Genomic DNA, 25,262 nt, shown 5'->3' with positions numbered 1-25,262 from the left:
GACCAATCGATTTGGTCAAGTGACATAACAATTCATGGCAGAAAGTTTCAACTACCAATCCATTGTGGAGAGTTTCGATGAATTTCTCATCTACCTCGATCCTTTCCTGGAAATTCAATTTTCTCGCACTTCTCCGAATCTTTATTTGCCACCTGACTCCATATCCACGGGAAAACATATCAATGACCTACACATCATTCCCAGGGATGCACTCATCCTCACCAACCTTTGCCAAGAAACTTTGGCAAGACGAACCCCCTTCCAGTTCACCACTAGTCTTTTAGGAAATCCCTTTCGAATTTCGGGACGGTATTTGGAATCCAAAAATAAACCTGGGGTGATCTTACGTGGGGAACCTAACTTCAGCATTGAAAATGTGATTTTGGATAGTGGGCCCTATGTCATTTTTCGTTATAAATATGATTCAGAATTTTTAACAACCTATGTATCTCCCAACGTTTCACTCAACTTAGGTTATCGCACAGGAGATTTCAAAAAAGGAATGCTCGTTCCTGACGAACTCATTCATCCTGATGATAAAGAACTAGCCCACACAAAAGAAAGAGAACAAATTAAAAACAAAGCCCGTACTTACCAAAGGGAGTATCGATTCAAAAAGGAAGACGGATCCTATATCTATGTTTCTGATTATAGTGTGATCAGTTACTTTAGTTCCCTTCCTACAGAAAAAATTTCATACCTAATTGATATCACAGAAAGAAAAGATAAAGAATTAGAAATCCTCAAACAAAGAGACGAACTAACAAGAATCAAACTCTTATTTGAAGAAACCAATGCAGCAGCAAATGTTGGTGCTTGGGATGTTGATTTAGTAAACAATACATTGTTCTGGGCAAAGGAAACCAAAAGGATTCATGAAGTTCCAGATGATTATGTTCCCGTACTTCATTCTGCTTTTGAGTTTTATCCAATCGAAGCACAACGCGAACTTTTAACAGAAGCATTTAACGATGCTGTGACAAAAGGTTCTTCTTATGATTTAGTTTTACAGGTCAAAACAAAATTAGGCAACCTGAAATGGGCCAGAACCATCGGACATTCTGTATTCAAAGATGGGAAATGCGTTAGAGTGTTTGGAAGTTTTCAAGACATTACAAAAAATGTAAATTCAGAAAAACAAAGAGAGAATGCGCTCGCGAATTTAGAGACCATCCTCGACGCCACAACTCATGTGACCATTATTGGAGCAGACATTAACGGAACCATCACACACTTCAATAAAGGGGCCGAATACCACTTACAGTATAATGCAGAAGAGGTTGTAGGAAAAACTTCTCCTGAGATTTTTCATAAACAAGAAGAAATCCAAAAAAGAGCAGTTTCTTTATCTCGCGAGTTTGGAGTTCCTATTTCTGGATTTGAAACTTTCGTACACAGAGCAAAGTTAAGTGAATATGATTCTAATGAATGGACTTATGTTCGTAAAGACAAAACCGAATTTCCCATCCAACTCGTTGTCACTGCGAGTAAAAACAAAAAAGGGGAAATTACTGGATATTTAGGGATTGGAATTGATATCTCTGCCCACAAGGCCACCGAAGAGGCGTTACGTGCCAGTGAAAGTCGTTGGCAATTTGCTTTGGAAGGGTCAGGAGATGGGATTTGGGATTGGAATTCTCAAACCAATAAAGTTTTCTTCTCTAACCAATGGAAAAAAATGTTAGGTTATACAGAAGAAGAAATAGGATCTGATATTTCCGAATGGCATGGGCTTGTACATCCCGAAGATAAATCTAGTTATTTTGCGGCACTTGACAAACACTTCCGAGGGAATACCTCCGTTTATGTAAATGAACATCGAATGTTATGTAAAGATGGTTCTTATAAATGGATCTTAGACCGAGGAAAAGTCATTGAATGGACCGAGGATGACAAACCGCTTCGAATCATTGGAACCCATACAGATATCACCGAACGAAAGATACTCGAAAAAGCTTTGATCATCGCCAGAGAAAATGCAGAGAAAGCCTCACAAGCGAAGTCGGACTTTTTGGCAAACATGAGTCATGAAATCAGAACTCCTCTAAACGGAGTGATTGGATTTTCCGATTTACTGATGCGCACAGAACTAAACCAAGTTCAAAAAAAATATATGGAAACCGTATATCTTTCCGCAAGTTCCTTGTTAGACCTAATCAACGACATCTTAGATTTTTCCAAAATCGAATCTGGGAAAATGGAACTTTATAAGGAAAGGATTAACATCTATGACTTACTCCACCAAATCGCGGAGATCGTAAAACACAAAGCATACGAACGAGGTTTGGAACTCATCCTTAATATTTCCCCCAAAGTCCCAAGAAACATATTTGTTGATTCTTTGAGACTTAGACAAATTCTTTTAAACTTGATTGGGAACGCGCTTAAGTTTACACTGAAAGGTGAAATTCAAATCAAAATCTCTAGCGAACAGAAAGAACAAAACGAATATGAATTTCTTTTTGAAGTCATTGATACAGGAATAGGGATTAGTCCAGAAAACAGGGAAAAAATCTTTGAAGTGTTTTCGCAAGCAGACACATCCACCACACGTCAGTTCGGTGGCACAGGATTAGGGTTATCAATTTCCAGTAAATTACTAAACCTTTTCAACTCTAAAATGGAACTAGAATCGGAACGCGACAAAGGGTCTCGGTTCTATTTTAAAATCACTACTCTTGCCGATAACGAAAGGAACACTGAACCAGAACTAAAAAAAATCAAAAAAGTGATGGTTGTCGATGATAATGAAACTAATTTATTAGTAGTCCAAGAAATGTTAACGTACAAAGGAATTCAAGTAGATAGTTTCCGGTCCCCAACGGATGCCCTTAAAGTGATTTCTTCTGGAATTTTTTACGATGTAATCATTACAGACTTTAACATGCCAGAAATGAATGGATTGGAGTTTATAGAAAAAGTCATAAACACTATAGAAACAAAAAAAATCAAAAAACCATTTTTCTCTCTGCATACATCCTCTAATGACGAAACCATTTATTCCAAAGCTAGAGAACTTGGGATTCAGTCTGTATTACTCAAACCAATTCAAACCAATATCTTGTATGAAAGTTTAGAAAAGATAGTATCTGGCCAAAGTGCTGAAGTGGTAACCCCAAATTACGAACCGGTAAAACCCATCCAAACCATTGAAAAAATCAAAGTAATGATCGTTGAAGACAATCCAGTCAATATGATGTTAACCAAAGCCATTGTTCAAAAATCTCTACCGGGAACGATCATCATTGAAGCAGAAAATGGAGCCCTGGCGGTCGAAAATTTTATCCAAACAGAACCCCAACTTGTTTTTATGGATGTTCAAATGCCGGAAATGAATGGTTATGATGCCACAAAAGCCATCCGCAAATTGGAGAATGGAAAATTAGTACCAATCATTGCACTCACCGCAGGGACTCTGTCAGGTGAAGAAGAACGTTGTTTGGATTGCGGAATGAATGATTATATCTCCAAACCTGTTGTTTTAAAAACGATTGCCGAAAAAATGAAACATTGGCTCCAGATCGAATGATCTGCCAACCTACTGAACGATTTGTACAATATACCACACAAAACTTAGCTTTAATTTAGTTTCATCGATCGATTCTCGTTTTCGGTGGATCGCTGTGAATCAATCATAAAAGATCCATTTCCAAAAAAGAGGTCATTTATGGCAGAACAAACCCAACATGCTTTGGGAGACTTAGCCGCACGCCAACTGGCAAATACGGTAAAAACAAATGCACAATACGGTGCAATCACTCCACGTTTTTTAGTTAGGTTACTTGACTGGAAACCTTTGGAAGCTGGGGTTCTTCGTGTCAACCGCGTTAAATCCAATACACAAGTGGATGTACTTTGTGGCCAAAAAGGCGAACAAGAACTTCCAGAAACTTTTGTTAACTACGAAGAAAAACCTCGCGAATACACTCTTAGTTTAATTTCTACCATCTTAGATGTACAAACTAGAGTTTCCGATTTATATAGTTCTCCTCACGAACAAATCAATGAACAACTTAGACTCGCCATTGAAAGTGTAAAAGAAAAACAAGAGTTAGAGTTAATCAATAACGAAGACTATGGATTGTTAAAAAACGTTCCTGCCCACCAAAGGATCAGCACAAGAAAAGGACCTCCTACTCCTGATGATTTAGATGACCTCATTACAAAAGTATGGAAGGAACCATCCTTCTTTTTAGCACACCCACTTGCTATTGCAGCTTTTGGTCGTGAATGTACAAGAAGAGGAGTTCCACCGGCCACTGTTACTATGTTTGGTGCTCAATTTCTAACTTGGAGAGGACTCCCACTCATTCCTACAGACAAACTTCTTGTGAATGGAGAAACAAATCCCAAGTCAGCAACAGGAACTTCCAATATTTTACTCCTTCGAGTGGGTGAAAAAAAACAAGGAGTTGTAGGTCTATTCCAATCCAACCTACCGGGCGAACAAACACCTGGACTTTCTGTTCGATTTATGGGGATAAACCGCTCTGCCATTGGTTCCTATTTGATTTCTCTTTACTGCTCAGCAGCCATACTCACTGACGATGCCATTGCGGCCCTAGACAATGTAGATGTGGGAAATTATTATGAATACAAATGATCCGAGTTTTCTTAAATTAAATCCGGAAACGTTTATTCAAAATTCCCCTTCTCCATTTCCAGACGAAAGGTCACTGGAGAAATTGGCCAGAGAAATGTTTGGAGCATTACAATCATTTGGTGGAGGTAACCTTCCTACTAGTGGTTTACCAGCAAACGGATTGCCATCTCCAACCATCTCGCAGGAAACACTTCCTTATTTGGAAGATCTGAAATTGACGGATACTGGTTTTTCGTATTCCAATTTCCAATCTTTTCCAAATATCAACATACCGCAGTCAGGTGGCGGAAATCTCACATCCGCAAGAAGAGATTTTCCCATTTTGACTGAGACCGTAAATGGGAAACCACTCGTATGGCTGGACAATGCGGCTACCACTCAAAAACCAATCTCCGTGATCGAAAGGTTATCTCATTTTTACTTACATGAGAATTCCAATATCCACCGTGCCGCTCATACACTAGCGGCGAGATCCACCGATGCTTATGAAAAAGCGAGATCCCTGGTGCAAGGATTTATTGGTGCAGGAAGTGCAGAAGAAATTGTATTTGTGAGAGGAACCACAGAAGGAATCAATCTTCTGGCAAATATCCTTTCTGACAAACACATCCAATCAGGTGATGAAATTCTAATCACTCATTTGGAGCACCATGCCAATATCGTACCTTGGCAGATGGTCTGCGCCAAAAAAGGTGCTAAGTTGAAAGTGGCCCCTGTGGATGATTCAGGACAAATCATTTTAAGTGAATACGAACGTCTGTTAAACTCAAAAACAAAGATTGTATCCATCACACAAGTTTCGAATGCTTTAGGAACAGTGGTTCCTGTAGAAGAGATGACGAGATCTGCTCACAAAGTCGGAGCTCTTGTGATTGTGGATGGAGCTCAGTCTGTGTCTCATATGCCAGTGAATGTTCAAGAGATTGATTGCGACTTCTTTGTGTTTAGTGGTCATAAACTTTTTGCTCCTACTGGGATCGGTGTGGTCTATGGAAAAAAATCCATTCTTGATACTTTGCCTCCATGGCAAGGCGGAGGGAATATGATCAAAGATGTCCAGTTTGATCATACTACCTTCCAAGAAGCACCGTTTCGATTTGAAGCAGGAACAGGAAACATCGCTGATGCTGTAGGACTTGGAGCCGCAATAGAATATCTGAACAGGTTCGGAATGAAACAAATTTCAGCCTTTGAACATGATCTCTTAGAATATGGCACCAAAGAACTGTTAAAGATTCCAGGGCTTAGACTCATCGGAACTGCCAAAGACAAAGCGGGAGTGTTATCCTTTGTCGTAGATGGATTCAAAACAGAAGAGATTGGGAAAAGACTTGCAGAAGAAGGAATTGCTGTACGTGCCGGTCACCACTGTGCCCAACCCATTTTAAGAAGATTTGGATTGGAATCCACGGTGAGACCGTCTCTTGCCTTTTACAATTCTTGTGAAGACATTGATGCACTCATTCGCGTGTTGTATCAGTTAGGAAGTCGAAATAAACTTGGAATTTAGTTTAAATGTTTAAATAGTGAAATCCAATCCTTGGACTTCATTCGAACTTCGAACTCGCACCTCTGATTTCTGATACACAACAGAATAGGGAGGGATGCTTTGGGTAATCCAAGCATTTCCTCCTATGATGGACTGTTTACCGATAACGGTTTCTCCGCCGAGAATGGTTGCTCCTGCATAAATCACAACTCCCTCTTCAATGGTAGGATGTCGTTTCTGCTTCGCCAAAGACTTGTTTACCGAAAGTGCACCAAGAGTCACTCCTTGGTAAATTTTCACATTGTCTGCAATCTGAGTGGTTTCTCCAATCACAATCCCTGTTCCATGATCCATAAAAAAAGCCCGACCAATTTCAGCTCCAGGATGGATGTCTATTCCTGTTGCCTCATGAGCGACGCCAGATAAAAGTTTAGGAAAAATAGGGAGAGCAGATTTAAAAAAGTAATTCGCAACCCTATGAACTGCACCGGCGTAAAACCCAGAATAGGCGAGGATTACTTCATGAATGCTTTCTGCAGCAGGATCTCCTAAAAAGGCAGCCTCTGCATCTTCCCACATCCATTGGTATAGTCCTGGAAGTTTAGCGATGAAATTATGTAAAATATCGTCCAAGGCAACAGCACGTCCCAATTCCCTATCCGCATAAGTAGAGTAAGGTTCGAGTAAATTCTTCCATCGGATGCGAAAGAGTTCCAACTGATCAATAATTTGGTCTTTGGATGTAAAATTACGTTCTGAATGGTAACCGGAAAACAGGATGGAAAACAATTCCTCTAAAAAGCGGCTTGCCACTTGTTTGCCACCTACAACAGATTCAGGGATGGATTGACGAGTGAGTATAGAATTGTAAAATTCATCTTGTCCGTTCGATAACATATAACCCTATAAGGCTGTTATTTGAAATAGAGAGAATGCGAAAAAAACGAATCCCTTAAAAACCATTACAAAGTCGATAAATCAGATGTACATTCATAACAAAATATTGAATACGATTGTCCGAATGGCCCTATTTCCATCTCATGGACATTGTGCTAGTCTCCGTATCCAAACTTTCCAAAACCATCGGCGAAAAAAAACTTTTCCAAAACCTTGATTTCTCCATCAGCGAAGGAGAAAAACTCGCGATCGTTGGAATCAATGGATCTGGTAAATCCACTCTCCTTCGTGCCCTTCTGGGAAAGGAGGAAACTGACTCTGGCCAAATCATCAAAAACAATAATCTCAAAATTTCGATCCTCGATCAAAATCCTGTTTTCGATCCCAAGGAAACCATCCTTGACCATATTTATAAAGGGGAAAACAAACTAGTCAAAACCATTCGTCAGTACGAAGACATCTGTGAACGAATGAGTGAAGGTGAAGAAGGACTTGATGACGAATTCACAACTGTCTCCCAGGAAATGGACAGACTGTCCGCATGGGACTACGAACAACAAATTAAATCCATATTACGTGAATTAGGTGTCGAAAAATTAGAAAGAAAAATGTCTGAATTGTCAGGAGGAATGCTTAAAAAAGTAGAACTGGCAAAATCTCTCATTGATGAAAGTAATCTACTCATCTTAGATGAACCAACGAACCATTTGGATGTGAAATCTATTTTATGGTTAGAAGAATATTTAGCAGGACTTGATAAAGCAATTCTTCTCATCACACATGATCGTTATTTTTTAGATCGGATCGTGACCAAGATTCTAGAACTCGATAGAGGCAGCCACTTCCTATATGAAGGAAACTATTCTATTTATTTGGAACGAAAAGTAGAAAGAGAAGAAACCCTTCAAAAACAAGAAGATAAAATCAAACAATTCCTCAAACAAGAAGTTAAGTGGCTGAAACGCCAACCAAAAGCACGATCTACAAAACAAAAAGCAAGGATTGATCGTGCAAGCGACCTCCAAAACAGAGAAAAACGCGAAATACAAAAAGACTTAGAACTCAGTGTTGCTGCCAAACGCCAAGGAAAAACTATTTTAGAAATTCATAATCTAAAAAAAGGAATCGCGGACCGACTACTCATCAATGATTTTACTTATACTTTTAAAGCCAAAGAAAGACTCGGGATCATTGGTCCCAATGGAATTGGGAAATCTACACTTCTTAATTTGATGTCCGGTCGTATTACGCCCGATAGTGGATTTATCAAACCAGGGATGAATACCAAAGTTGGATACTTTGACCAAACAAGTTCCGAACTTCCATTGGAACGAAACGTACTCGATTATATCAAAGATGTGGCCGGCGAAATGATTGAAACCGAATCGGGAGAAAAAGTCACTGCAGCCAAGATGTTGGAGAGATTTCTTTTTGATGGAAAATTACAATACACTCCCATCGCCAAACTCTCTGGAGGCGAAAGGAGACGACTTTTCCTTGTGCAAATTTTGATGACAGGTCCAAACTTTCTGATCTTGGATGAACCGACCAATGATTTGGACATCCAAACCCTTTCTGTTTTGGAATCTTTTTTAGATGAGTTTCCTGGGACGGTAGTGATCGTTTCCCACGATCGTTATTTTCTCGACCGAACAGCAGAGAGTTTACTCATCTTTCGAAAAGAAGGAAAACTAGACCATTATATTGGAACCTTCTCCTCTTTTTTAGAAACCGATTCTTTAGAATTAGAAAACGAACAAAGTTCCCCGAAACCAAAAGAAGTTCCCCAAATTCCGATCCTGGTAGAAAAACCCAAAAAATCAAAACAAGACCAAAAGAAAGTCCAGAAATTGGAATCGGAGATTGCGAAACTAGAATCCTCCAAACAAGAATTAGAAAATAAATTGAGTACATTCGCAAATGATCATACAGAACTTCAGAAAATATCTGAAGAAATCCAAAAGATAGAAGCGGAAATTCTTTACAAAATGGAGGAATGGGAAATGCTTCAATCCGAGTGAAGACAGTCCTATACACAAGAATTTTGATTTGGACACCCATCATCTTCATTGGGTACTTCATCTCTGCACAAATTGGTTTTAAAATTGCCTTCTTAAATAGTCAAGTTTCCCCTGTTTGGCCCCCGGAAGGGGTGGGCCTTGCCTCTCTTCTACTACTTGGTCCCATTGCTTTACCAGGAATTTATTTGGGAGCAACCTTAGCCAATTTCTTTAACAACCCTCATATTCAAACAGCTCTCATCATCGGCATCGGAAACACACTCAGTAGTTACGTAAATTACAGAATTATCAAACGAGTCACGGAAAAAGCAGATCCAATTTACTCTACAAGAAACTTAATTTATTTCTTAAGTATTGGGACCATTCCTGGATCCTTTATCAGTACCGTCTTAGGTGTGACTAGTTTATGGTATTGGGATTTTTTATCCACAGAACTTTATTTCAATGTATTCTTTACTTGGTTCTCTGGAGAGATGTTGGGGTTTCTCATTGTTGCCCCCCTACTCTATGTTTGGTTTCATCCCAAAGCAAAACTAAAATTAGAGCTTCATAAACAAGTCGAACTTTTGTTATGGATCATTTTAGTTTATGTTTCTGGAACCATTGCTTTTAGTGATGAGTGGCCTCTTCTCTTTTTACCTATTCCCTTTGTGATTGTGACAAGCATTCGTTTTCGACAATTTGGAGCAACACTCTCCACAGTTGTTCTCGCATTTACAGCTGTTACGCTCACCATCGATGGGAAAGGGGTATTTGCCAGAAGAGACGAAAGTGGACTTTCTATCAATGACTCGCTCATCTTCCTAGACGCGTTTTTATTTTGTATCAGTGGGATTGCATACTTTTTAGTAACAGCGACCAGGGAAAGAGAACGAGCGCAACAAGCATCCTTAAACTCCCTACAAGTTTTGAACGAACTAAAAGAAAAAGCCAACGAAGAGTTGGAAAAAAAAGTTTTAGAAAGGACTGCTGTTATCGAAGAACAAAGAATCGAAATCGAAAAACAATTGGATATGGCCAAACGAATCCAAGAATCTCTTTTCCCTCAAAAAGAAATTTCTCCCGAAGGTGTAGAGATCCTTTTCAAAAATATCCCTATGATGAAAGTCGGAGGGGATTTGTATGATATTGTTTGGAGACCAGAAAAACAAGAGTTAGGTGTTTTTATTTGTGATGTTTCCGGTCACGGAATTCCTGCGGCTTTTCTTAGTGCTCTTGTCAAAACATCTCTTGACAAATGGAAAGAAGACCCTTCCGACTTAAAAGAAAATTTAGAGTCCATTCGCACTCAAATTATCCCCAACCTCAGAGAACATTTTGTAACCGCAAGTTTACTCCATCTCCATACAGATTCGGGAGCCTTAACCTTTGCAAGAGCTGGACATTTTCCTCTTTTTATCATTCGCAAATCAGGTGCACTCGTAAGTTTAAAACCCATGGGAAGGATCATCACTCCTATCTTTGCCATCCTGGCAGAAGAAGAGAAGTTTCAATTGGAAACGGGAGATTTGATTGTGATGCTCACAGATGGCCTCACCGAAGCAAGAGAGCCAGAATCACTCCAAATGTTTGGAGAAGAAAGGCTTTTGCATTTAATTCGTGATATGCGGTCTCTTCCTTTGCAGGAAATTCGAGATCAGGTGTTTCAATCGGTCATTCAAGTTTCCGGTGGAATTGCTGCCATCCAAGATGATTTAACCTTTGGTCTGATTCGTTATACGGGTGTGGAAGTATAAGAAATCTGTTTTTATGTTTATCAGTTGGAATTCTTTATCATCGATATTGTAAATGTCTATTTCTTTCCACTGATACCTAGACTTACCGATTTCTAATTGTTTATTTTTAAAATATTGGGTGACTGATTCTCCCAATATAGGACCAACCTCCACCCAACCTCTATATTCTTTACGAAAATACATTCTGTTTTGATTGAGTATCGTAACGGTATCACTGACTTTTCCCTTTGAGGAATCATTGGGGGGGGATTTTTAAACCACGATCTAAATTGGCAAAGGAACAATGGAAACATAAACTAAAAACACTAAAACAAAGAAACTTCACTGATGATTCATTCCTTTGTCCCAGACGGTTCTAAAAATTCTTCGATACAAGGAAGAAGGATTTCTGATCTTTCCTTTTCACTCATGGGACCCAAGTCACCGCCTTTATTATACCGACCTACTGATTTGGTAAAATCTGAGTAGTTAATCAGAGATGCCATTTCAATTAGCTCAATAGCATTTCCTTCGATTTCTCTAATGTAAGCACTACAAGAGATATAAGATCCTAAATAAGTTTTCTTATTTTGAAAGTACATGATTTTATAAACTGCAGCATAAGGTGTATGGCTTTGCAGGTGATTAGGGAACTGTTTCTGTTTTGCATTCATCCAATCATGGATGTCCATTCCCTTAGGAAGGGAGACAGGATTCTTCGGATAGATTCTTCACTCCGGTGGTAAAAGGCTCGCACAACTCACCGAAAGAAAGGCGCCGAGAAGAAAGACAAAACTAAATAAAGAAAACTTTCGGAAAGAGGATTCAGTTCTCTTCGGACAAACGGCACGAAAACGCGGAGAACTATCCGAAGAGGGTATTAAAGGATTTATTTTACCCAAGGCCTATAACCTCCATTTCCCTGGACTGCCTACATTATGGTATCTTCCCGCGGGAACATGGAAGGGATTGTGCCCACCACCATTTGATCGTGGTACTTGGAATTGGTTCCCTCCGCCATGATAGGGATAAGGAACTCCATAACTTCCCCTAGACCCTTGGTATGGATACGGATAATCGCGGTAGTTATGACCATTCTGACTGGGATGCCTTGCGTAATAGGAGTCGTGCGAGAGATCTGGAGAGATACACCCCACTCCGAGAACGGCAAGTCCACTCACAAGAAACAAGGAACACAAAAACCTAACGAGCTTTTGGCGGTTAAGCTTTTCGATAGATTCAAAGTTGATTCGGTTCATCATGGTTTCATTATAGAGACCATTACCCCTATTTCCAATGGAGGGTTTCCGCATTTGCGGTTAATACCTATGCGATTGTTTTTGACGAGGAGTGAATGGAGTGTCGAAGGGAGAAAATATTATGTCGCCTTGCGCCCTTGATGCGGAGGAGGCGTAAGCCGTCCGAAGGACCGAAGCGAACGCGAAAGTCCGGAGCAAGCAAGGAAAGGCGCCCTAATTCGTTCTTGTTTCCCTCGTTATAGTTAAAAATGATGGAGAAATCAGTTAAATTTTCCGCAGGAAGTGTGCCCATCCATGGCAAATATCTATTACGACGACAGTTGCGATCTAAATCTCCTTAAAGGTAAAACCATTGCAGTGATTGGCTACGGAAGCCAAGGTCACGCACAAGCTCAAAACATGAAAGATTCTGGTTTGAAAGTCATTATTGGACTTCGCGATGGATCTAAATCAGTAAAAGAAGCCAAAGAAGCTGGTTTTGAAGTTTATAATGTAGCAGAAGCTTCTAAAAAAGCAGACATCATTCAGATCCTTGCTCCTGATACCATCCAAGCTGACATGTATAAGGCGGAGATTGAGCCAAACCTTAGCGAAGGAAAAGCTCTTGTATTCTCTCATGGATTTAACATCCATTACGATCTCATCACTCCTCCTAAAAACGTAGACGTGTATATGGTAGCCCCAAAAGGTCCAGGACACCTCGTTCGCCGTGTTTACACAGAAGGTGGTGGAGTTCCTTGCCTGATCGCAATTTACCAAGATGCAACTGGCCAAGCAAAGGCTCGCGCTCTTGCACACGCAAGTGGAGTGGGTGGGGGAAGAGCAGGAATTTTAGAAACCTCTTTCCGTGAAGAAACAGAAACTGACCTCTTCGGAGAACAAGCAGTTCTTTGTGGTGGTGTTGCCAACCTCATCATGAGTGGATTTGAAACTCTCACAGAAGCAGGATACGATCCAGAAATCGCTTACTTCGAATGTTTACATGAAGTGAAACTCATCACTGATTTGATTTACGAAGGTGGCCTTGCACGTATGCGTTATTCCATTTCTGACACTGCAGAGTATGGAGATTATATCAGCGGACCACGTGTGATTGACGCTGGAGTGAAAGCTCGTATGAAAGATGTTCTTACCGATATCCAAAAAGATAAAGGTGCAGCGTTCGCTAAACGTTGGATGGCCGATACAAAGGCTGGATACCCAGAATACAAAAAACTCAAAGAAAAAAATGCAGTTCATCCCATTGAAGCAGTAGGAACCAAACTACGTTCCATGATGAAATGGCTTGCGAAGTAATTTTTAAGGTAACTAAAGTTTTAGTCTAAAGAAAGGAAGAAGGGATTTTATATGAAAGTAACACAAAAGATAGTAATCGCAGCACCTGCACGAACTCCTTTTGCTCAAATTGGAAAGGCGCTCTCGCATTACTCTGGCCACCACCTCGGTAAAATCGTGGGTGAAGAAGTGATGAAACGCAGTGGTTTGAAACCTACTGATATCGACGGCGTGATCGTGGGTGAAGGTTTTTCTAACGCACCAAACTCAGCACGTGTGATTGCAAACTTACTAGGACTTCCAATGGAAATTCCATGCCTAACAGTTGCAAACAACTGTGTATCCGGTTTGGAAGCAGTGGCTGAAGCTACTCGTCGTATTTCACTCGGTGAAGGAAAAGTATTCCTAGTAATCGGTGAAGAATCGCAAACTTCTATGCCATTCGTTGTAAAGAATGCTCGTCTTAACAAAAAAACAAACAGCTTAGATGCACTTGTAAAACTTCTTCCGAATGACCTTCCAGAAGGTGTAGAACTTCGTGATACACTAGAAGACGGACTCGGTGACGGGGAAACTTCTTTTGGTATGCAAGTTACAGCAGAAATTCTCGCACAAAACTATACTTTATCTCGTGAAACACAAGACAAAGTAGCTTACGAATCTTTCAAACGTGCTTTTGATGCAACTCAAGAAGGTCGTTACAAACCGTATATTATGGAAGTGAAAGACGATGAAGGAAATCCTCTTCAAGCAGATGAGGCAGTTCTTCTTCGTGAAGGTCTTGTGAAAAACCCAACTCGTATGGGTCGTGCGATGTTACTCTTTGACAACCCTCAAATGAAATTTGACCAGTTCAAAGAAAAATATAGCAAATACTTAAAGAAATCTCATGGACCTACTCTTTCCATCTTCAATGCAAGTCCACGTTCTGATGGAGCGGCGGGTCTCATTGTAGCTTCTGAAGATGCGGCTAAAAAATTAGGTCTTACTGCAAAAGCTTATATCAACGGTTTTAACATGCGCGGTGTTGATCCAAACCTTATGGGTCTTGGTCAAGCAGAAGCAACTGTGGCTCTTCTTGGCGAAACTGGTGATAAAATCGAGAACATTGACATCATCGAAATTCACGAAGCTTTTGCTGCAACAGCAGTAGCGGCTCTTGAAGAAATCAAAACTAGAACTGGTCTTGACTGGGAAAAGAAATTTGATGAGAAAAAAATCAACCCGAACGGTGGATCGATCTCCATTGGACACCCGTTTGGTGCTACTGGTGTGAGACTCCTTCACAACGCCATCATGGACTTTGAAGAAAACAAAGACGTGAAAAAGGTGCTTGTGACTGCATGTGCACATGGTGGGATCGCAGGATCTATGATCGTAGAAAGAGCGTAAATCGAATTTAAGATTCGTTTACGTTTGATTGAAAGATCGAATGGAAAAAGCCAAGGGAAACCTTGGCTTTTTTTATAGGGAGAGGGATTGACCTTTTTGTCTACAAACCAAGTAAAAAGGTGAACTTATTGGATAAGAATTTTTGGTTTTTGGAAATGGGTTTGTAGGAAGGGAGTAGATGTGATAAAAGGTGTGTATTGGGAGGCGGGTCTAGTTCCCCACCCATTCAGGGCGGGGATATAAGATTCACACCCCACAATACCTTTTTCAATAGAGGTTACAAACCATGAATACGGAAGAGGAATGTAAAGCTAGATTCCAAACCCTTCTAGAAGGGTACCAAGGCATTACTCAGCCAAAAAAGGATTCTCTGTGGGAAGAAGTCAAGAATCGGTATACAGAATCCCACCGAAGCTACCACAACCTAAACCATCTCTACCAAATGTTGAAGGAATACGATTTGGTATTCCCAAAATGGAAAGATCCAGAGGTCGCACTCTTTGCCTTATTTTACCACGACTTGATTTATGATGTCACATCCAAAACTAACGAAGAAGAAAGTGCAAAAATCGCCGAAAAAAGATTATCCGAATTAGCAATCACGCAGAATCGAATTGGAATTTGTGTAGGACATATTCTAGCCACCAAATCACATAGATTAGGTGAAAATTGCCACCCAGATACTTCTTATTTTTTAGATATCGATATCTCTATCTTAGGCAGTGAAGAATCAAAATACATAGAATATGCAAAAAACATTCGAAAAGAGTATTCGATTTATTCAGATGAAGACTACAAAAAGGGAAGAACCCAAGTGTTAAATCACTTTATCGAAAATGTGAGGCTCTTTCATACAGACTCTTTCTTTGATCGTTATGAAATGCAAAGTCGTCACAATATAAAAAATGAAATCCATAGTTTACAGAAAGGTAAACTTATTTGATAAGAATTTTGGATTTTACGAAAGCGAGCTGTCAGGGAGAGGAAATTATGGTAGAAGGAGCATATTGGGTGGCGGGTCTAGTTCCCCTCCCAATTCAGGGCGGGGTGATTAGACTCAACACCCCCTACCCCCCAAACCGCGTAAGCATCGGCACAAGCCCCTCTTTGGTTTGGTTTGCGGTATCATAACCTGGAGAAATCTTAAACAACTTAAGATAAAAATGTTTTTCAATACGTTTGTTCCCGCTGCTTGTTTTTTCAAAAACATCTTTGTTAAACAAATGAAATTCAAAATATCCCACCTTGAATTTCCCATCGGCCCCCAATCGATTTCCAACCCGAAACCGTATTGGATGATTTGTATCAAAACTTTCAAAACAATTTTCACCTTCAAAAGAAAGAGACTTAGAAATATATACTTTTTCTTTTACACCCATCTCTCGAAAATCTCTAACACCGGGTAATTGGATCAAAACTTTCCCTTCTCTTCGAAATTCCAAACTATATGATAAAATTTCTAAATTCGAAACATCTAATGCTTCAATATCGATAGTCAGGTGATGGTCTAAAACATCTGTAGAAAATGTGACGACATTACCTTCACGTTGGCCAATGGTTATGATTTTGTTTTTGTTTAAAGGAACCTGATACTTAAACACTAATCCAGGATTTGGCAAATCCTTTCCCTGTATGGTCATCGCAGAATGAACTGGAGTTTGTGTGATTGTATGGATATCAGGAAGTGAAACTTCAGACGTAGATACGAAGCCTGGTTTCGTTAAAACATTTACATCTTTCGAATTTGATTTTAATTTGAATAGTTCCAAAGATTTTAACTTGGCAATCGTCAGTCTTTGCATGACAGAAATTAGGACAAGTACGGCTACTAGCAAAACAAGCACAAACACCCAAGTTTCATAGGCATTCATCCTTTCTTCTAACAATCGTATTTGCTCCAATGAATACGGTTTTATAACTTCTGCGAGTATCATTTAAAATCCTTTTCGATGAAAGCCTACATTATGATTGTCGACTGATCATTCCGAGAAAAAAACCCTCTCTTTGGAAAAGAGATCGACTCTGAATCCTCTCTTCACTATTTTCTACACTATGTCGGGTTATAAAACTTTACTCTACATTCCCTTATTTTTAACCATTTTTCCTCTCTTTGCACAAAACCACTGGGATGATTATATAAGTGAGAAACAAGAAGGTTCCACCTATCAACTATTTGGTGATAATGTAAATTTAAGAGAAGCAGACAATCTCAAAGCAAATGTTAAAAAGAAACTTTCCATTGGTTCAGTAGTGACCATCCTAACAAAAACGAACCAGATCACAGAACAAGATTCAGTAAAAGAATATTGGTATAAAGTAAAGTCTGGAACAGACATAGGATATATCTGGGGAGGACTCATTGCCGATTACTCTTTCCCCTTGGAAGAAGGTAACACCATCTTATGCAAAAACTTGGGCGTCAAACTTCGAAAGATCGAATTAAAACTCATCCAAGGAGACAAACTCATTTCGCAAGCACAATGGGAAGTGGGACCAGTTAGTAACGAAACCTGGAAACACAATATTTATCCTAGAGAACGGTTTTCACCAAGTCCAAAATTCCTATTTGCATTAACATATTTAGTTTTTTCTGAAATTGAATATGGTTATACAAACGAACAATTGATTACGATTTCACCAGATCAAAAACTAATCTCACAGTTTTCTTGGAACCCGGGAGCTTGTGATCCACCTTCCTGTGCCGAATCTTGGTTAGTGTTTCCAAATGAATCACTAGAGCAAGATCCTAAAACGCAAAGACAGCTTACCAAAGGAAAAAAGAATACCATCCAAGAGTTAACTCATAGTTTCGACATAGAAGACTCTAACTTTCACGAATACTACAAAACAGAATATATTTGGGACGGAAACAGTTTCCAAAAAAAGGATACAAAATAAATTTTATGAAACAATTCATCACCTCTATTGTTATTTTAACTTTAGCGATGCCCGTTTTCTCATGGAACAATCATGCAGGAATTACCTATCTAATTTTAAAAGATCATTGGAAAAACCAACAAACTCCAAAAGTTAAGGTAGAATCCCTAAAATCCTTTTTATCTAAAGAAAAATCATCCATTCAGGATACACTCACGATCTCTGAAGAATGGTCCCTAAAACAACTTCCACACCTAACAAAAACAGCTGATAGTTTAAAATTCTCTAAAACAACTAAAGATGCAGATTTGGTCATAAGTTTTTATAAAGCCCTTAGGGTGAACCCAAATCATAAAGCAGCATTATACATTCAGTCAGTTCCCAAAAGAACTGGAAACAAACTTCCTTTGGCGGAACTCACCACTTTAAAGGAAAAGGGAAAGTTAGTAAACGAAACCTTTTTAGCCTTACAAGAAGGCCAGATGATTGGAGCCGATGAGGTTTTGATTTCCGCAACGGATGAACCTGACTACGATTTGGATTTATATCTATTCGAAGATAATGGAAGTGAGGTTGGAAAAGTTTATGGGTTTGGAAACCAACCCTTTGGGAATCCAGCTGTTGAATTTTCATCCCAAGCACCATTTCATATGGGATTTTATTATGAGCCAGGTCTTATTTTTGCCTTAGCAGGATTTCTAAAAAAAACCTATCCTGAATATCGTATCCATCAATTCACTGAACTTTCAAATTTAGCTTTTAGAACAGGCCATCCTTACTGGGGTTATCGTTTTGCAGGTTGGGCTTTGCATTACATTCAGGATCTTACACAACCTTACCATTCCTCAGTTTTACCAAGAGTGAGTGCGGCAAAACAAATTGGCGTACAACTTGTATCTTTTGTAGGATACCAATCACCAAAAGAAGATATGATCCGTTTTGTTTCGGGAAGGCATACGCTAATTGAAGAATATCAGTATTATCTAATTCGGAATTTGATTGAAACAAAAAATTGGAACCACTCAGTTGCAAGTTCCATCACAGAATTTTCAAATCATAATTCTACTAAATGGCAAGGAATTGATTTTCTACGGGAGAATGTTTGTAAAGAAGCTTATAATGCTGGAGAACCTACAGATGAACAATTGGAAAACCTAGAAATTCCAAAATATGAAACTCTTTATGAACCAACACATCCGATTCATACAATATTAGGGAGTTTACTCCATAATACATCCAAACATACAAGAGCCTATTTGGATGCATTAAAAACAAACTAACCCAACTCTTCAACGGCAAATCGTTCCAATAATTCCAAAGGAATGATTTCTAACGCGCGTTTGTGGGTAGATTCCAAAAAAACTTTGGGAGCTACCCCATTTCGATAAGCCTCCAACCACCTAGACGCACAGAGACACCACCTTTCACCAGGTTTTACACCGGGGAAGGCATACTGTGGCCAGGGAGTGATGAGATCATTCCCACTTTGTTTTTGGGACTCTAAAAATTCTTCAGTGGCAAGAACACATACTGTATGAGATCCAAGATCTTCATCAGATGTATTACAGCAACCATCCCGGAAAAAACCTGTGAGAGGCCGGGCAGAGCAAGGAACCAGTGGCCCACCAAATACATTTAAAGATTCATCCATTTCCATAGGAATCTCAAACTAGGGAAAGAACAGAATCTGGGAAGACGTTTCTGAATTTAGGTTAGAAAAAAGAGGGGGTTTGCACCCCCAGTAGAACGACCAAAAGGTCTTGGAAAGCCTATAGCCAATCTACTATACATACATTTACTTGTCAAACGATTATGGTTTTACATCAAAAAAAAGAATCTTTTTTTCTTCTCCATTCACCCGCACTCGCGCCTTCCATCGCCCAACTAATTTAGGGTTATTGGGAATGGAAACATACCTGGCCTCAAAGGCCAAATTTTTCTCAGCAACCCAGTCCAACTTCATTGGCTCAAAGGACTTTCCTTCAATCGATATATCTACCTCAATTTTTTGATTCCCCGGTCTTACAAACTCAAGAGAGACAAGAAAGTTTTCTCCCAATTGGAAAGCGGTTTTGCCACATTCCACCCTTTCCCGTTTTGGACTTAATTTACAAATCTGGATGTCTTCTTCTAAAATTTCAGCTTTGATCGGGTCAATCCCTGGTCTTGGATGCCAATACATAAAATATTCTTTTAAGGTATCTCGTTCGGAATATTGGGTTTTGAATGATGTCGGAATCGTTGTCACATCCAATTGTCTATTTGGTTTATGAACCTCAAAATGAAGATGCGGCCCTTGCGTATAACCAGTATTACCTGAATATCCAATTAACTGTCCCGCCTCTACGCTATCTCCAACTTTTACCACAACGCCATTTTTCATTAGGTGTGCATAATTTCCTAAAGTCCCGTCTTCATGTTGGATGATGATAAAATTAGCCTTGGACAATAATTCCTTTCGAAACCCACCTTCTGAATATTTGGATTCAGTTGCCGTGACATAACCTTTTCTAGCCGCATGAACAGGGGTTCCAACAGGAAGTCCAAAATCAATTGAGTGAGCAAAAGTACCAAAATGAGTCACCGATCCATTATAGCCTTGGACAACTTTGGTACGAATCCCACGAGCAAATGGTAAAAGGTAACTCACAGAATCATCATGTACACTATCCCAATCACCAGGTCGAAAAAGAAAAGAAAAGGAATGAAATGCATTTTTGGTTTTGTCATCTAATACAAACTTAGTAATATAAACAGGAGAAGGACCTTTTACCACTACATAATATGGAAAACTTATATCCGTTTTAAAATTAACTAATGTTGCATTTAATAAAACAGAATTTGTGACTTGAGGATTGGTGTTGTAATTACGAATAGAAAGGGTAATACCATCTTCGTCCTTTGTTTGAATCAAACAAATCCATTCTTGATTACATTCTTCGGTAACGTTAGATTCCGCATAAATAGCAAAAGAGAGAAAAAAATATAAAACAAAGAATATTAACCTTATCACTTTACACTCGTTAACTGGAATGACAATTCTTTTTGGATGACCCCATCAATCGAAACTGTTGCGACCCAATCGCCCTCCAACGGTTCCGCAGATTCCTCAAGTTGGACATCTAAATACGTGTCCCACCATTCAGGATTTGTCTCCCAATTATACAATTTTACAATAGAGGTGCCAATTTTACGAACGGAAATTTGTATCTTATAACGAGAAGGCTTCAAAAGCGGGATATAAAAATAGATAGGTCCTGTTTTTGCAAAAGAGGTAAGATTACACCCCAACCTCTCCAAAGTTTGAACTGATTCACAAATTTGAATTTCGTCTACGTCTGAATCAGTTTTGACCAGGGGTTCACTTGGATCTCGTCGCCAATGGAGTTGTCCTTCCGAAACGATCTCTGCTTCAGAGGATTCCGTACGAAACAACGTAGGGATTGTTTTTTTTCTTAATCCGGAAGTGGGTTTGTAAACTTCAAAATGTAGGTGGGGGCCGTCGCTGAATCCGGTACTTCCCGTATAACCGATAGGAGTTCCGGAAAGGACCTTTTGACCTCGTTTAACAAGAACACCCATATAACGAAGATGAGCATATTGACCAATTGTCCCATCCTCATGTAGAATTTTTACATAATTGGCTGAGTGAATGTATTTAATTTCAAACCCACCTTCGCTGTTTTTTTCTTCTGTATCAACAACAATCCCATCCCTAGCAGCAGTAATCAAATCCCCATCTTTCAAACCAAAATCAATTGAATAACGGTTGTCACCTTGATGACTTTTTGTTCCTTTATAACCTTGGTAAATACGAACCTTTTGACCTTTTTCAAAGGGTAAATCATAGATGGCCTTTGGGTTGTGTGTCACCGAAAAATCCCCCAAAATCCATTTGTATTTAATTTGGTATACCCAACGTTTATTGGGTTTATTAACATTTAAACGGAAAAGTTTTTTTCGTTTAGGACCGCTTAACACTGTGACCAATGGAAGTTTCACAGAGCTTTTCATATTTTTATAACTAGCATTCACTGATAAAGTTGTGTTCGTTTCTTCAATGGCAATTTTATTTTGAAAGTATACATCTACCCCTGTTTTATCTTGAATATAAATGACACAAAGCCTGTCCATGGAACAAAACTCGGAATGTTCTTTGGCAATTAAGAATCCAATTGGATAAAATAAAAAAATTAAGAAAATGCCAAATCTCATAAAACAGGAATCATGATAACGAAAGGAAAGAGAGATGACAATCTATTTTCCATCATAAAAAACTTGATTGCCGAATGATTTCTTTTCCGCAAACTTCAACAAATGAGTTCAACCCTATACACCTTCCCCATCTCACATTTTTCTGAAAAAGCTAGATGGGGTCTGGATCTTGCAAATTATCCCTACAACCTAAAACCAATGGTTCCCGGTGAACACATCCAAACCCTAAAACCTCTCGTAAACGATTTGTATGTGCCAGTTTTGGAGACTGAAAATGGAATCATCCAGGGTTCCGGAAATATCTTAGATATCATTGAAGAAAAAGCTTTTGGCCACAAGGCTTCCCCTGAGGAAAAACTGATGGAAGAGAAAGTGGACATTCAGATTGGAAAAAGTTTACAGACTTTTTTGTATCACTTTATTCTAGATTACCCAGAGATTGTAGGTAAACTCTTTTTGTTGGAACCTGCCGCGCCATCAGATTCAGTAGCAGCCCCTGAACATTTTGATCTCATCGCTCTTTCACTCAAAAGAAGATACAAAATCACACCTAAAAACCTTGAGGCCGTAAAACAAGCACTAGATGAAGGCTCAAAGGAATTAATTGCCGTTTACAAAAATCAAAAATACTTTAATGGAAAATCTTTTGGAAGAGTTGATCTGACTTTCGCTAGTCTTATGGGAATGCTCGCCGCACCTGAGGAATCACCAGCTTATCCTTGGTTTACATCGGTTCAAATGCCAGAAGCGTTTCTCACCTGGAGAAAAGAATTAGGATTTGAACTCTTATTTGATAAAATCAAAGAGTTCTATAAAGAATTTCGTAACCAATCCAAATAGTCAGAATCTGCAGTTACAATGGGCCAAACAACGATGCAGGGAGTTTCATAAGAATGTAATTCTTTGATTCTCTGCATTAAATGGTCCAGTTTCTCCTTTGTGGTTTTAAATAAACAAACAGTTTCCATAGACTCTTCTATTGTTTCTTTCCAAATGTAAATAGATTCCATCCCTTTGATGACGTTGGCACAGGCAGCCAATCTTTCGATTACAACTTGTTTGGCAATTTTCTTTGCCTCATCTTCTGTTGCATAAGTGCTATAAACTGTGTAGTATTCCCATCCTTCATTCATTGAATTCACCTCCAACAGACGTAACATTCATGATCTTATTATCGAAAGATTAATCCATCCAAGATTGCCAGATGGATTCCACCACGGAAGGTTCATTTTCCTCCTTGGTTTCAAAATAAACAACCGCATTTTGGTATGGTTTTCCTGAAAGATCTCTAACGGGCGTTAAAAGAATTAAACTTATTTCTAATTCTTTTTCCAATCGTTTGATTGTAGACCATTCCTCAAGGGAACCTTGTTTTGGATAAGGCAAAATTAAAATCCCAGATACAACTTCGGGCTTCGGATTTCTTTTTTTACGAACTTCCCAAAGAATACGTCCAATCGAATAACGAAAATTAAACTCAGATACTGGTTGGATTTGTAACCTTCCCTCTTCCCGGAATAAAAACCCATCAATCGCACATGGGCCGGAGTATTCCTTAGGGATAAATCCTTTTGTATCTCTGACTAAATCCATCACAGGTGGTAAAAAGTGAGCCGCAAAGGTAAGTTCACTCCCACCAATACGAATCCCTCGAAATACACCTTCTTTGTCTACCAACATGGCGGTTGATGTTAGATAAAAAAATTCTCCATCATTTACATCCCAAAGTGTAGAAAAATCAAAAAACCGCTCTTCTCCCACCCAAGACTCAGCAACCACAGGAAAACCAAACAGGCGTTTGTTTACTTGTGACATTTTCCAAGAATCAGAAGGAGACTTAAAAATAATATGATTTCTGCCTGCTAACCCGAATTCACTTTTAAGAACGATGGGGAGTTTCACCTCTTCTAATTCAGCGAACAAATGTTCTTCGGAAGAAATTACTTTTGCAGGAAGTGGGGAATGGTTTTTACGAAAATCTAGTTGGGTGATTTTGGAATTGAGATAACGCGAGGTTTCTGTGCGAATGGGATCTTCTACAAGCCTACCTTCATACCATTCGTTTCGACACCCCCATTCTAGCAAATTTACCTCACCAAGTAATCCTCCTTCTAAATGAGGGGTGCCAGGAGTAAAACCAGAATCTTTCCAATGAGAATAGAGTTCTTCACTCGGTAACTCTTCCACAAGGATAAAATCCTCTTCACGAGAAATCGGGAAAAACATCTTCTCTAAACAACGATTCCTCCGTTTAAGGGAGGAATCTAAGTTAGGAGGTGTGGATGGTAATCTATACTCAAATAATGAGTCTAGATAAAAGAGAGTTGGTACCAATCAATAGATTCGGCGGATGGCAGTGGCAATCCGTTGAACATTATCTTTTGTTAGGTTTGGATAAATAGGAATACAATGTCCTCTTTGATAGAGACGTTCCGCATTCGGGAACTCTAATGGATTTTCTTCCAAAACTCGATGGAGAGGTTCATCCACAGTTCTTTGAGTTCCAATATGGATGGATTTAAAATATCTTTGGATCTCTTCGTAGTTTTGTCCAGAGACTACAATAGGAAATCTTTGGAATGTATCTTCGTTCGAATTTTGAAAATAAGTTTCCAATCTTGAATTTTGAACGGCTTGTAAATAGGCAGAAGCAATTTTTTTCTTACGTTCTAAGATCACTCCAAGTTTGGATAGTTGTTCGATTCCAAGAGCTGCTTGGTAATCCACTAAATTATAATCATACTTTGGTTCGCCAAAGTTACGTTTTGCGGAAGAACCTGATTTATACGATTTTACAGAATTAGAGAGAGAAACTTCAGAAGTGATGATCATCGCACCATTTCCAGTAGTAATGATATTTTCAGCACTTAACCCACAAAGAGCGATTTTCGATTGTTTCCCAACGGAGATCGTTTCTGAGGTAGCACCGATGGCCTCTGTAAAGTCTTCTAAAACTTCTAATCCTTCTATAGAATAATCACTCAAACGAATGAGAGATCCAAAACTATGATCAAAAAGAGCGAAACGAGCACCCGACTCATTTTTTTTGCGAAGGAATTCTTCAGGGCATGGATGGAAAGAATTTCGTTTTAAATCCACAAGCACTGGTTTTGCTTGTAAAAGAAAAATGGCATCTAAAGCAGAAATAGGAGCATAACTGGAAAGTAAAACGGAATCTCCCGCCTTAACACCTAATGCAAGTAATGCTAAATGATAAGCAGAGGTGAGGGAATTGGAAGAAATGGCATGTTTGATTTTAAATGTATGGCAAAAAGTTTTTTCAAATCTCTCTACAATTTCACCATTGGAGAGGTGTTCTTCCACTAGGCATTCCAAAACACCCTTGAGGTCTTCGCGAGAAAGGGTAGGCTTAAAAAATTCGATGTCTTTTTCTTTTCGAACGGGTCTTTGTATTGTTTCGGTGCTCATCCAACAGCACTCCTATATATTATGTCACTTAAATACCCTATTTCCGAATTATGTCACTTCATTTTTCGAAATGAGAACATAATTTTAGAA

At 39.1% G+C, this 25,262-nt stretch carries 21 protein-coding genes; 11 read left to right on the top strand and 10 right to left on the bottom strand.

Going from position 1 to position 25,262, the window contains the following annotated elements; genetic code table 11:
* Nucleotides 1-34 precede the first annotated feature (34 nt).
* The 3 genes from CH361_RS06160 (at nucleotide 35) to CH361_RS06150 (ending at nucleotide 6,113) form a co-directional block, all read left to right on the top strand.
* Nucleotides 35-3,529 carry a PAS domain-containing hybrid sensor histidine kinase/response regulator gene (locus tag CH361_RS06160; protein ID WP_100789929.1) on the top strand — a complete coding sequence of 1,165 codons (3,495 nt, stop codon included), beginning with the start codon at nucleotides 35-37 and terminating at the stop codon, nucleotides 3,527-3,529.
* Nucleotides 3,530-3,667: 138 nt separating this feature from the next.
* On the top strand, nucleotides 3,668-4,603 hold the full coding sequence (locus CH361_RS06155; protein WP_100789928.1) for a family 2A encapsulin nanocompartment shell protein: 936 nt from the start codon (nucleotides 3,668-3,670) through the stop codon (nucleotides 4,601-4,603).
* Nucleotides 4,590-6,113 (top strand): family 2A encapsulin nanocompartment cargo protein cysteine desulfurase, encoded by a 1,524-nt coding sequence (locus tag CH361_RS06150; protein ID WP_100789927.1) that lies wholly within the window; start codon nucleotides 4,590-4,592, stop codon nucleotides 6,111-6,113. The genes CH361_RS06155 and CH361_RS06150 overlap by 14 nt, the downstream gene beginning before the upstream one ends.
* Before the next feature lie 9 nt (nucleotides 6,114-6,122).
* Here the strand turns inward: CH361_RS06150 and epsC are convergent, their stop codons facing one another.
* Nucleotides 6,123-6,989, bottom strand: coding sequence for a serine O-acetyltransferase EpsC (epsC, locus tag CH361_RS06145; RefSeq protein ID WP_100789926.1), 867 nt, complete (start codon nucleotides 6,987-6,989; stop codon nucleotides 6,123-6,125).
* Nucleotides 6,990-7,132: 143 nt separating this feature from the next.
* Between epsC and CH361_RS06140 the strand changes: the two genes are divergently transcribed.
* Nucleotides 7,133-9,010, top strand: coding sequence for an ABC-F family ATP-binding cassette domain-containing protein (locus tag CH361_RS06140; RefSeq protein ID WP_100789925.1), 1,878 nt, complete (start codon nucleotides 7,133-7,135; stop codon nucleotides 9,008-9,010).
* Nucleotides 8,986-10,746 (top strand): PP2C family protein-serine/threonine phosphatase, encoded by a 1,761-nt coding sequence (locus tag CH361_RS06135; RefSeq protein WP_244279629.1) that lies wholly within the window; start codon nucleotides 8,986-8,988, stop codon nucleotides 10,744-10,746. Before CH361_RS06140 ends, CH361_RS06135 begins: the two co-directional genes overlap by 25 nt.
* A gap of 332 nt (nucleotides 10,747-11,078) precedes the next feature.
* Here CH361_RS06135 and CH361_RS19820 read toward each other — a convergent pair whose 3' ends face one another.
* Nucleotides 11,079-11,417 (bottom strand): hypothetical protein, encoded by a 339-nt coding sequence (locus CH361_RS19820; protein WP_244279627.1) that lies wholly within the window; start codon nucleotides 11,415-11,417, stop codon nucleotides 11,079-11,081.
* A gap of 213 nt (nucleotides 11,418-11,630) precedes the next feature.
* Nucleotides 11,631-12,038, bottom strand: coding sequence for a hypothetical protein (locus CH361_RS06120; protein ID WP_100789924.1), 408 nt, complete (start codon nucleotides 12,036-12,038; stop codon nucleotides 11,631-11,633).
* 240 nt (nucleotides 12,039-12,278) lie between these two features.
* On the opposite strand from CH361_RS06120, the gene ilvC reads away from it, so the two are divergent.
* The 3 genes from ilvC to CH361_RS06105 all read left to right on the top strand — a co-directional run bounded on the left by ilvC (nucleotide 12,279) and on the right by CH361_RS06105 (nucleotide 15,594).
* Nucleotides 12,279-13,280, top strand: coding sequence for a ketol-acid reductoisomerase (gene ilvC, locus CH361_RS06115; RefSeq protein ID WP_100789923.1), 1,002 nt, complete (start codon nucleotides 12,279-12,281; stop codon nucleotides 13,278-13,280).
* Between the two features lie 51 nt (nucleotides 13,281-13,331).
* Nucleotides 13,332-14,651: a thiolase family protein gene (locus CH361_RS06110; protein WP_100789922.1), complete on the top strand. Its 1,320-nt coding sequence runs from the start codon at nucleotides 13,332-13,334 to the stop codon at nucleotides 14,649-14,651.
* A gap of 286 nt (nucleotides 14,652-14,937) precedes the next feature.
* Nucleotides 14,938-15,594 (top strand): HD domain-containing protein, encoded by a 657-nt coding sequence (locus CH361_RS06105; RefSeq protein WP_100789921.1) that lies wholly within the window; start codon nucleotides 14,938-14,940, stop codon nucleotides 15,592-15,594.
* Nucleotides 15,595-15,718: 124 nt separating this feature from the next.
* Here CH361_RS06105 and CH361_RS06100 read toward each other — a convergent pair whose 3' ends face one another.
* A complete protein-coding gene (locus tag CH361_RS06100; RefSeq protein ID WP_100789920.1) occupies nucleotides 15,719-16,585 on the bottom strand; it encodes a hypothetical protein in 867 nt (288 codons plus the stop codon).
* Nucleotides 16,586-16,703: 118 nt separating this feature from the next.
* Here CH361_RS06100 and CH361_RS06095 point away from each other — a divergent pair, with 118 nt between their 5' ends.
* Together CH361_RS06095 and CH361_RS06090 are read left to right on the top strand one after the other, a co-directional pair.
* Entirely contained in the window at nucleotides 16,704-17,549 is an 846-nt protein-coding gene (locus CH361_RS06095) for an SH3 domain-containing protein (protein ID WP_100790047.1), read from the top strand.
* 5 nt (nucleotides 17,550-17,554) lie between these two features.
* On the top strand, nucleotides 17,555-18,808 hold the full coding sequence (locus CH361_RS06090) for a phospholipase C/P1 nuclease family protein (RefSeq protein WP_100790046.1): 1,254 nt from the start codon (nucleotides 17,555-17,557) through the stop codon (nucleotides 18,806-18,808).
* On the opposite strand, the gene CH361_RS06085 is transcribed toward CH361_RS06090, so the two are convergent.
* The 3 genes from CH361_RS06085 to CH361_RS06075 form a co-directional block, all read right to left on the bottom strand.
* A complete protein-coding gene (locus CH361_RS06085; RefSeq protein ID WP_100789919.1) occupies nucleotides 18,805-19,185 on the bottom strand; it encodes a DUF2237 family protein in 381 nt (126 codons plus the stop codon). The genes CH361_RS06090 and CH361_RS06085 overlap by 4 nt on opposite strands.
* Nucleotides 19,186-19,338: 153 nt before the next feature.
* Nucleotides 19,339-20,541 (bottom strand): M23 family metallopeptidase, encoded by a 1,203-nt coding sequence (locus CH361_RS06080; RefSeq protein ID WP_100789918.1) that lies wholly within the window; start codon nucleotides 20,539-20,541, stop codon nucleotides 19,339-19,341.
* A complete protein-coding gene (locus CH361_RS06075) occupies nucleotides 20,538-21,743 on the bottom strand; it encodes a M23 family metallopeptidase (protein ID WP_100789917.1) in 1,206 nt (401 codons plus the stop codon). Before CH361_RS06075 ends, CH361_RS06080 begins: the two co-directional genes overlap by 4 nt.
* A gap of 102 nt (nucleotides 21,744-21,845) precedes the next feature.
* Here CH361_RS06075 and CH361_RS06070 point away from each other — a divergent pair, with 102 nt between their 5' ends.
* On the top strand, nucleotides 21,846-22,583 hold the full coding sequence (locus tag CH361_RS06070; protein ID WP_100789916.1) for a glutathione S-transferase N-terminal domain-containing protein: 738 nt from the start codon (nucleotides 21,846-21,848) through the stop codon (nucleotides 22,581-22,583).
* Here CH361_RS06070 and cutA read toward each other — a convergent pair.
* From cutA to CH361_RS06055, 3 genes are all read right to left on the bottom strand, one after another.
* Entirely contained in the window at nucleotides 22,553-22,876 is a 324-nt protein-coding gene (cutA, locus tag CH361_RS06065) for a divalent-cation tolerance protein CutA (protein ID WP_100789915.1), read from the bottom strand. The two genes, CH361_RS06070 and cutA, sit on opposite strands and share 31 nt — an antisense overlap.
* A 49-nt stretch (nucleotides 22,877-22,925) precedes the next feature.
* Complete coding sequence (locus CH361_RS06060; protein WP_100789914.1) at nucleotides 22,926-23,969, bottom strand: hypothetical protein; 1,044 nt, start codon at nucleotides 23,967-23,969, stop codon at nucleotides 22,926-22,928.
* A 108-nt stretch (nucleotides 23,970-24,077) separates the two neighbouring features.
* Nucleotides 24,078-25,172 (bottom strand): DegT/DnrJ/EryC1/StrS family aminotransferase, encoded by a 1,095-nt coding sequence (locus tag CH361_RS06055; protein ID WP_100789913.1) that lies wholly within the window; start codon nucleotides 25,170-25,172, stop codon nucleotides 24,078-24,080.
* Between the last annotated feature and the right edge of the window lie 90 nt (nucleotides 25,173-25,262).

Source organism: Leptospira brenneri, assembly GCF_002812125.1.
Classification (GTDB): domain Bacteria; phylum Spirochaetota; class Leptospiria; order Leptospirales; family Leptospiraceae; genus Leptospira_A; species Leptospira_A brenneri.
This window is presented reverse-complemented; position numbering and strand designations above follow the sequence as displayed.

Bases quoted from the DNA above. Each gene is read 5' to 3' on its own strand.
- CH361_RS06160 (WP_100789929.1), top strand. From the start codon at position 35: ATGGCAGAAAGTTTCAACTACCAATCCATTGTGGAGAGTTTCGATGAA.
- CH361_RS06155 (WP_100789928.1), top strand. From the start codon at position 3,668: ATGGCAGAACAAACCCAACATGCTTTGGGAGACTTAGCCGCACGCCAA.
- CH361_RS06150 (WP_100789927.1), top strand. From the start codon at position 4,590: ATGAATACAAATGATCCGAGTTTTCTTAAATTAAATCCGGAAACGTTT.
- epsC (WP_100789926.1), bottom strand. From the start codon at position 6,989: ATGTTATCGAACGGACAAGATGAATTTTACAATTCTATACTCACTCGT.
- CH361_RS06140 (WP_100789925.1), top strand. From the start codon at position 7,133: ATGGACATTGTGCTAGTCTCCGTATCCAAACTTTCCAAAACCATCGGC.
- CH361_RS06135 (WP_244279629.1), top strand. From the start codon at position 8,986: ATGGGAAATGCTTCAATCCGAGTGAAGACAGTCCTATACACAAGAATT.
- CH361_RS19820 (WP_244279627.1), bottom strand. From the start codon at position 11,417: ATGGACATCCATGATTGGATGAATGCAAAACAGAAACAGTTCCCTAAT.
- CH361_RS06120 (WP_100789924.1), bottom strand. From the start codon at position 12,038: ATGCGGAAACCCTCCATTGGAAATAGGGGTAATGGTCTCTATAATGAA.
- ilvC (WP_100789923.1), top strand. From the start codon at position 12,279: ATGGCAAATATCTATTACGACGACAGTTGCGATCTAAATCTCCTTAAA.
- CH361_RS06110 (WP_100789922.1), top strand. From the start codon at position 13,332: ATGAAAGTAACACAAAAGATAGTAATCGCAGCACCTGCACGAACTCCT.
- CH361_RS06105 (WP_100789921.1), top strand. From the start codon at position 14,938: ATGAATACGGAAGAGGAATGTAAAGCTAGATTCCAAACCCTTCTAGAA.
- CH361_RS06100 (WP_100789920.1), bottom strand. From the start codon at position 16,585: ATGATACTCGCAGAAGTTATAAAACCGTATTCATTGGAGCAAATACGA.
- CH361_RS06095 (WP_100790047.1), top strand. From the start codon at position 16,704: ATGTCGGGTTATAAAACTTTACTCTACATTCCCTTATTTTTAACCATT.
- CH361_RS06090 (WP_100790046.1), top strand. From the start codon at position 17,555: ATGAAACAATTCATCACCTCTATTGTTATTTTAACTTTAGCGATGCCC.
- CH361_RS06085 (WP_100789919.1), bottom strand. From the start codon at position 19,185: ATGGAAATGGATGAATCTTTAAATGTATTTGGTGGGCCACTGGTTCCT.
- CH361_RS06075 (WP_100789917.1), bottom strand. From the start codon at position 21,743: ATGAGATTTGGCATTTTCTTAATTTTTTTATTTTATCCAATTGGATTC.
- CH361_RS06070 (WP_100789916.1), top strand. From the start codon at position 21,846: ATGAGTTCAACCCTATACACCTTCCCCATCTCACATTTTTCTGAAAAA.
- cutA (WP_100789915.1), bottom strand. From the start codon at position 22,876: ATGAATGAAGGATGGGAATACTACACAGTTTATAGCACTTATGCAACA.
- CH361_RS06060 (WP_100789914.1), bottom strand. From the start codon at position 23,969: ATGTTTTTCCCGATTTCTCGTGAAGAGGATTTTATCCTTGTGGAAGAG.
- CH361_RS06055 (WP_100789913.1), bottom strand. From the start codon at position 25,172: ATGAGCACCGAAACAATACAAAGACCCGTTCGAAAAGAAAAAGACATC.